This is a genomic window from Paenibacillus sp. DMB5 (genome assembly GCF_001517085.1).
In the GTDB taxonomy this organism is placed as follows: domain Bacteria; phylum Bacillota; class Bacilli; order Paenibacillales; family Paenibacillaceae; genus Paenibacillus_AQ.
The window spans coordinates 1-6,004 of sequence record NZ_LRAC01000036.1; the positions used below are offsets into that span (position 1 = coordinate 1).

The following is a 6,004-nucleotide window of genomic DNA, read 5'->3' on the forward strand; positions in this document are numbered from 1 at the left end:
CTAGAAGTGGTTTTTACAAGTGGTTGAACCGGCAAACGTTCGTTTCACCCAAGCAACGCGAAGACGAAGCGTTGAAGCTTAAAATTGTCGAATGCCACGAGAAGCTTAAAGGCATTTATGGATACCGCAGAGTGAAGGTATGGCTAAAGCGTACCTACGCCATTCACATGAATCACAAGCGTGTACAGCGACTCATGGGCGAGCTGGGACTTCGAGCAGTTATTCGGAGGAAAAGACCTTACTATGGCAAGAAAGAGGCTTACGTGATCTCTGACAACCACCTGAATAGAGAGTTTACAGCAGAGCAGCCGAACCAAAAGTGGGTCACGGATATTACGTACCTTATCTTCGGTGGACAAAGGCTGTACTTGTCTGCGATTAAAGATCTGTTTAACAATGAAATTGTAGCGTACCAGATTAGCTCGCGGAATGATCTAAAGCTGGTATTGGATACAGTCAAAAAGGCGAGAAAACGGCGGGACACCAAAGGTGTTCTTTTGCACAGCGACCAAGGATTTCAATACACTAGCCGCCAATACAGTAAATTACTGGAGCGATATGAGATAAAGGCAAGCATGTCCAGAAAGGGGAACTGCTGGGACAATGCCTGTATGGAGAACTTCTTCGGTCATTTTAAATCCGAGTGTTTCTACCTCCACTCCTTTCACTCTGCAAAACAGGTGAGGCATGCTGTGCAGCAATATATCCGCTTTTACAACCATGCACGTTTCCAAACGAAATTAAACAACCTGAGTCCTTATGAATACCGAACTCAGGCTGCTTAAATATTGCTTTTTAATTACCGTCTACTTGACAGGGGTCACTTCATTTCCGGGGGCTGCTGCTTTTTTGTGTTATCTATGTGTTGGACGCAATTTTTATACATCAAGTCCGGCTCCGGTATCCTTGCGGCTTCCGGTCTCTTCAGCAAAGCTGAAGGAACGGGCAATATACAGGATAGGCGTGCCTGCACCGGTCAGCAGGAATTTGGACAGATAGGTTGTCAGCAGAATCTCCGTCCACACCTTGAGATCATAGAGTCCGGCAAAAGCAATGGTGCAGAAAATCAACGTATCCACAAACGAGCTGATCATCGTGCTGCCGTTCGAGCGGATCCACAGCTGACGCGAGCTGCCGTAGTACTTTCTGATCCAGGAATAGAGGCGTACATCCAGGAACTGGCTGATGAAGTAAGCGGTCAGGCTGCCCAGCGCGAGGCGCGGCATCATGCCAAAGATCGTCTCCAGCGAGGATTGGGCGATATCCGTCTCCTGCGGCTCAAAGACAAGCACCATCTGCATAATCGCCGTAGTCATCAGCAGCGTGAAAAAGCCGAACCAGACTGCGTTACGCGCTTCAGCTCTGCCGTATTTCTCATTTAGCAGGTCGCTGGTCATATACAGCGTGACATACATCGTATTGCCGAGCGTCATGACAATGCCCAGCGGCATCTCAATTGTTTTGGCTACTTGAATGTTGGCAATAACAGTCGCTACTCCAACCCAGGCATACAGGCCCTTTTTGCCGAATAGACGGTAGCAGATCAGAAAAAAGGCAAAATTGACAACAACAAACAAAATTCCCCACAGCAAATTAAACATGTATCTGTAAAGCCTCCTAGTTTTGGTTACGCGGGATGGTTACGAACCGCGGTTATGATGTTATGCCGGAACAAAACATTACTACTCTACCACAATAAAAGCTTACAAGCCATGAAATTTTGTTTCCAGCAAATTCAACAATTTCTCTGTATATTTTCAAAAATCACAGTTATCATTCAAACTTTATTAAATTTTTCAGAAAATTCTGCGTTATTGTTGTATTTTTCACTATTCAACCGGGGGTTAATTCTATAGAATAGTTATCAATTGCATTTCTGAAACCGATATCCTCATATATGACCCTACCGAAGGAATATATTGTGCCTGCTATCATTATGAGGCATTGCAGCGGGATATGCTATGCATCTTAACCACGAAGGAGAGAATGAAATGGTACGCTTTAAAAATTCGATCAGCCGCAAGTTTACACTTCTTTTGTTTGCGGTATTGTTGCTAACGTCGCTTGTGCTCAGTATCAGCTTCTACTTTATCTCCATGAGTACCATTGACAGCTACGTAATGCCGCAGATTAATAAGCTTCTGACTGCTGCCGCCCAGGATTCATACAAGGGTATGAACGCCACACACGCCCAGCAGACGCTTAACAAGAGTGAACAGGCCGCAAGCAATCTGAAATTCTATTTTAAAGATAAACGGGCACAGCATGATGTGGAGAGCATCTTCCTGATCAATCTCGCCGAAGGCAAGGCAACTGTGCTGGCTGCTGATCAAGACTCCAAACTGAAGCAGGGTGATAGTCTTGCCGTAAATGCAGTAATGACTCAGGCCTCGAAAGGCAAACAAGGAATCAGCGATACATATAGTGATAGTAACGGTATACATAGAACAGCGTATGTCGGAGTTCCCGGCAGCACGATGCTGATTGGCGTAAGCTATGATGTAGGTTTTGTTCAGGATAAAATAGACAGCATCGTCTGGACCAGTGTTGCCATCACGCTGGCTTCGCTGATTTTCGGACTCTCGGCCGCCTACTTCATGAGCCGCCGGATTACCCGTCCGCTCACCCAGCTCACGGCATACAGCAATAAGCTGGCAGAAGGTGATTTCACCCAGGAGCTGGTTATCAAAGGTAACGATGAGGTCAGTCAGCTGTCGGAAAGCTTCCGCAGCATGGGTCACAAGCTGAAGGATATGATCGGACAGGTACTGGAAACCTCCAATACCGTTGTAGCCGATGCCAATGATCTGAAGAAACGTGTCGAGGTGCTGAACACAATGGCTGAACGTTCTGCCGAGTCGGTGACTGAGATCAGCAAGGGCAGCGGAACCATCGCGGCCAGCGCCTTCGAGAATTCCAAGGCGATGGAAGAAATCAATGTCGGCATCCAGCATATCGCTGCCGCAGCCGGCGAAGTAACCGAGCAGATCAGCGAGGCTTCGCAGGAAGCGACCGGCGGGAATGAAACAGCACGGAGTGCCGTTGAGCAAATGCGCCAGGTAGAGCAGGTCTCCGTACACTCGCTTGAGCAGTTCCGTATCATGAGTGAACGTTCCCAGATGATCGGCGAAGTGGTTCAGGGCATTACCGAGATTACGAAGCAGATTCAAATGCTGTCACTTAACGCTTCGATTGAAGCGGCCCGTGCCGGCGAGCATGGTCGGGGCTTCGCCGTTGTCGCCGGAGAGGTCCGCAAGCTGTCCGAGCAGTCGAAGCAATCCAATGAGCAGATCCGTGAGTTCCTGCTCAGCCTGCAGGAGGATATGAACCGTTCAGTTGAGGAGATGAACCACGTGAACGCAGAGGTATCCTCCGGGGTCAGCAAGGTTGTTGCTGCCGGAGACGCCTTCAATCACCTGCTCATTCTGATCCAGAGCATCAGCCACAGCATCCAGTCCGTCTCCGCCGCAACCCAGGAAATCTCCGCCGGCACCGAGGAGGTCAGTGCCTCTGTTGAAGAGGCGGCACAGATTACGGCCGTGTCACAGACCATCGCTGATTCGCTTGCCGAAGACTCCTCACGGCAGCATCAGGAGCTGGAGAGCAATTCGCTGACCGTAGAGCATCTGCATGAGCAGGCTGTCAAGCTCCAGCGGCTGTCGCCCAGTTTAAGATTTAATAATAAAGGACCCTCTGGAAGCGCCGCTTGGCGGCAGGCTTCCAGAGGGTCCTTTTTTTCTGTCAAATGCCGGTTAGCTTTGCAAACTTTGATTGGTATGATAAGTGCTCAACAGGCAGCTGTTTACAGTAATATAATCAGCTTCTCGGTGCCCACAGTATGACTGAGACCCCCAATACACAGATGGCGGCGCCGATCCAGTCGTACATATCCGGTGTTTTTTTATCGACCAGCCAGCCCCACAGGACTGCCAGCACAATGAACACGCCGCCGTATGCTGCGTACACTCTGCCGAAGGACGGGAACTTCTGAATAGTAGGGATGATGCCGTAGGCAATCAGGATAACTGCGCCTGTTATCCCGTACCAGAGCGGACGGGACTCCCGCAGCCAGAGCCAGACCAGATACCCTCCGCCGATCTCGGCCAATCCGGCCACTATAAACAGCAGTATGGCCATGAACATGGCTACCCCTCTTTTCCGGGCAGGCCCATTATTGTATATACAGCCTCCATATTCAGGTTCTCCCGCACAGATGAAGCCAGCCGGTCGAACTCCTGCTCACGCAGGGCAGCCGCCGAGAAGGTAACGGCCAGCGGCGCTAATCCTTTGGCTTCGCGAATACCGTCCAGCCAGCGGCGGCGCAGCTCATCATTATGGAACAGGCCGTGCAGATAGGTTCCCCAGATTCTGCCGTCAGGCGTCCCCCATCCTTCTGGCTGCTCCTGTCCGTCCTCCCTTGCCAGTCTAAACAGGCTGCGGACCGCAGCAGAATCAAGATTTGCTGTTGTCCCCATATGAATTTCGTAACCGCCGATGGCGGTACCAGCGGCTTCTGCCGGAGCAGCTCCGCTTAACCGCAGCGGATGGCCGGCGGCGAGAACACCATGTACCCGAACAGTGGTTTTATGCTGCAAAAATACCGTCGACAGCGGCAGATAACCGAGTCCGTCGCTTTCTCCCGGCTCTGCGCTCTCCACCGCATCCGGATCAAGCAGCTTCTGCCCCAGCATCTGATAGCCGCCGCAGATGCCGACCAGTTGCTGCGTCCCTTGGCGGAGCGCCTGTGCAATGGCTTCCGGGAATCCCTGATCCCTCAGAAATGCCAGATCTGCCGCTGTATTCTTCGTGCCCGGTAAAATGATGACATCCGGCGTACCGAGCTCTGCGGCGGAGTTCACATAACGCACTGAGGTATCCGGCTCATCCTGCAGCGGATCGAAATCGGTGAAATTCGAAATGCGCGGGTAGCGGATAACCGCAATATCCAGTTCCTTGGCGCTGCCGGATGACCGTGCCGGAGCTACTTCCAGAACTACGGAGTCTTCCGCCTCAATCCGCAGCTGGGGCAGGAAGGGCAGCACTCCAAGCACCGGGATGCCTGTACGCTCCTCCAGCCAGTCCAGCCCCGGCTGCAGCAGTGACAGGTCACCGCGGAATTTGTTGATAATAAATCCCTTTACTCGGGCCCGTTCATGCGGCTCCAGCAGCTCCAGCGTACCTACCAGGAAAGCAAACACGCCGCCCCGGTCAATATCTGCAACCAGCAGCACCGGGGCATCTGCCCAGCCTGCGAGATTCATATTAACGATGTCCCGCGCCTTCAGATTAATCTCCGCCGGGCTGCCTGCACCCTCCATCAGCACGGCGTCATAGGTATCACGCAGCCTGCCAAGTGCAGACAGCACGGTATCCTTCGCCTCCGGGAGAAACTTCTCCCGGTACTCCCTGGCACTGAGCGCCGTATGCGGCACACCATGCACCACAATCTGGGCGCTCATCTCCCCGGAAGGCTTCAGGAGAATCGGATTCATATCCGTGGTGGCTGTTATCCCAAAAGCTTCGGCCTGCATCCCCTGGGCGCGGCCGATTTCCCTGCCGTCTTCGGTAACATATGAATTCAGCGCCATATTCTGCGATTTATACGGGGCGACACGGTATCCGTCCTGTGTCATGATCCGGCCGATGGCCGCCGTGACGAGGCTTTTGCCGACATCCGAAGCGGTTCCCTGTATCATCAGAACAGCCGCCGGCCGCTGTGGTACATATCTGCCCGCTTGTTGCTCTGCTTGCTTCTCCATGTATGGTTCCTCGCTCTCTTCCTGCTAGTCGGAGTAAAAGCCGCAGGCCAAGGCCTGCTTCAGCTCACGCGTGCGGCTCGTCTGCCCGGCAGCTGCTACAGCAGATTGTGCTGCAGCAGCACAAGAAGCAGCAGCAATGCTGCTTCGAGCAGCTCGTTCAGCGCGCCGTACACGTCGCCGGTGAGCCCGCCGAGCCGGCTGCTGATCCGCCGCGCCGCGTATCCGCCGCAGGCTATGGCGGCCAG

Annotated in this window: 6 protein-coding genes; 2 read left to right on the forward strand and 4 right to left on the reverse strand. The window is 52.6% G+C overall.

What is annotated here, in order from left to right:
- Positions 1-785: IS3 family transposase (locus AWJ19_RS06720; RefSeq protein ID WP_068722329.1), on the forward strand; the 785-nt coding region annotated here is incomplete at its 5' end.
- 93 nt (positions 786-878) lie between these two features.
- Here the strand turns inward: AWJ19_RS06720 and AWJ19_RS06725 are convergent.
- Positions 879-1,601 carry a queuosine precursor transporter gene (locus tag AWJ19_RS06725; RefSeq protein WP_068722331.1) on the reverse strand — a complete coding sequence of 241 codons (723 nt, stop codon included), beginning with the start codon at positions 1,599-1,601 and terminating at the stop codon, positions 879-881.
- A 390-nt stretch (positions 1,602-1,991) separates the two neighbouring features.
- Between AWJ19_RS06725 and AWJ19_RS06730 the strand changes: the two genes are divergently transcribed.
- Entirely contained in the window at positions 1,992-3,842 is a 1,851-nt protein-coding gene (locus tag AWJ19_RS06730; RefSeq protein ID WP_082707734.1) for a methyl-accepting chemotaxis protein, read from the forward strand.
- Here the strand turns inward: AWJ19_RS06730 and AWJ19_RS06735 are convergent.
- From AWJ19_RS06735 to AWJ19_RS06745, 3 genes are all read right to left on the reverse strand, one after another.
- Positions 3,817-4,143 (reverse strand): YnfA family protein, encoded by a 327-nt coding sequence (locus AWJ19_RS06735; protein WP_068722333.1) that lies wholly within the window; start codon positions 4,141-4,143, stop codon positions 3,817-3,819. The two genes, AWJ19_RS06730 and AWJ19_RS06735, sit on opposite strands and share 26 nt — an antisense overlap.
- A 2-nt stretch (positions 4,144-4,145) precedes the next feature.
- Positions 4,146-5,759: a cobyric acid synthase gene (locus AWJ19_RS06740; RefSeq protein WP_068722335.1), complete on the reverse strand. Its 1,614-nt coding sequence runs from the start codon at positions 5,757-5,759 to the stop codon at positions 4,146-4,148.
- Between the two features lie 95 nt (positions 5,760-5,854).
- Positions 5,855-6,004 (reverse strand): adenosylcobinamide-GDP ribazoletransferase (locus AWJ19_RS06745; protein WP_198536481.1); only part of this gene is annotated, 150 nt, incomplete at its 5' end.

Bases quoted from the DNA above. Each gene is read 5' to 3' on its own strand.
- AWJ19_RS06735 (WP_068722333.1), bottom strand. From the start codon at position 4,143: ATGTTCATGGCCATACTGCTGTTTATAGTGGCCGGATTGGCCGAGATC.
- AWJ19_RS06730 (WP_082707734.1), top strand. From the start codon at position 1,992: ATGGTACGCTTTAAAAATTCGATCAGCCGCAAGTTTACACTTCTTTTG.
- AWJ19_RS06740 (WP_068722335.1), bottom strand. From the start codon at position 5,759: ATGGAGAAGCAAGCAGAGCAACAAGCGGGCAGATATGTACCACAGCGG.
- AWJ19_RS06725 (WP_068722331.1), bottom strand. From the start codon at position 1,601: ATGTTTAATTTGCTGTGGGGAATTTTGTTTGTTGTTGTCAATTTTGCC.